Source organism: Nonomuraea lactucae (assembly GCF_003313395.1).
Classification (GTDB): Bacteria; Actinomycetota; Actinomycetes; order Streptosporangiales; family Streptosporangiaceae; genus Nonomuraea; species Nonomuraea lactucae.
This window is the reverse complement of record NZ_QNFZ01000440.1, coordinates 1-1120: the sequence shown is the minus strand read 5'-3', so window position 1 is coordinate 1120 and position 1120 is coordinate 1. Positions and strand designations below refer to the sequence as shown.

At 76.2% G+C, this 1120-nt stretch carries 2 protein-coding genes; one reads left to right on the top strand and one right to left on the bottom strand.

The window, feature by feature from the left end; genetic code table 11:
* Positions 1–723 (top strand): thiamine pyrophosphate-dependent enzyme (locus tag DQW85_RS22495; protein ID WP_240197355.1); only part of this gene is annotated, 723 nt, incomplete at its 5' end.
* A 47-nt stretch (positions 724–770) separates the two neighbouring features.
* Here DQW85_RS22495 and DQW85_RS22490 read toward each other — a convergent pair.
* Entirely contained in the window at positions 771–1118 is a 348-nt protein-coding gene (locus DQW85_RS22490; RefSeq protein WP_113702159.1) for a PTS-dependent dihydroxyacetone kinase phosphotransferase subunit DhaM, read from the bottom strand.
* Positions 1119–1120 lie beyond the last annotated feature (2 nt).

The following is a 1120-nucleotide window of genomic DNA, read 5'->3' as shown; positions in this document are numbered from 1 at the left end:
GCTTCCACCGGCCCGTCAGAGGCGGCGGCCAGGAGCGGGCCCGCCACCGGCCCGCCCGGGGAGCGCCGCTACCGTTCCCCCGGACTGGCCCGGCGCATCCAGGCCGAGGGCCGCTGGCGGGCCGTGCCGTACACCGACGAGAGCGGCGGCGGCCGGATCGACCCCAGGACCCTCACCATCGCCCTGGACGACCTGCTGCCCGCCGAGCGGACCGTCGCCGTCGACTCGGGCAACTTCATGGGCTACCCGGCGATGTTCCTCGACGTGCCGGACGAGCGGGGCTTCTGCCTCACTCAGGCCTTCCAGTCGATCGGGCTCGGGCTGGCCACCGCGATCGGCGCCGCCGTGGCCCGGCCCGACCGGCTGCCGGTCGCCGCGCTGGGCGACGGCGGGGCGCTGATGAGCGCCGCCGAGCTCGAAACCGTCGTACGGCTGGGCCTGCCGATGGTGGTCGTGGTCTACGACGACGAGGCGTACGGCGCGGAGGTGCACCACTTCGGCCCGCACGGGCACCCGCTCGGCCTCGTGAGGTTCCCGCCCGCGGATCTCGCGGCGATCGCCCGGGGGCACGGCTTCGACGCGGTGACCGTGACGGAGCCGCCGGAGGTCGCAGGGGTGGCCGGATGGCTCAAGGGGCCTCGCGACAGGCCGCTGCTCGTGCACGCCAAGGTCACCAGGGAGCGCCCGTCGTGGTGGCTGGAGGAGGCGTTCAAGGGCCACTGAACCCACGGGCAAGGGCCACTGAACCCCACGGACGGCGCCGTGGGCCGTCACGGGCCGGTGAGCTTGCGGAAGTGGCGGGCCTCGTCGGCGGCGGCCAGCACCTGTTCCAGGGCGGCCCCCGCGCCCGCGGTCACCGCCGCCGCGACCGCTCCCTCCACGAACGGCACGTCGGCCAGCACCACCCGGCCCGCCTCCTCCAGCAGGCGGGCCGTCAGCACCGAGCTGCCCAGGTCGGCGATGAGCAGCACGCCGTCCCCCTGCTCGACGGCGTGGATCGCCTTCTCCACCAGGTCGACGCTCGTGCCGAGCCCTCCGTCCTCGGTGCCGCCGGCCGGCGCCACCGGAACCTCCGCCCCGGCGACGCCGCGCGCCAGCGCCGCCGTCTCCGCGGCCAGGC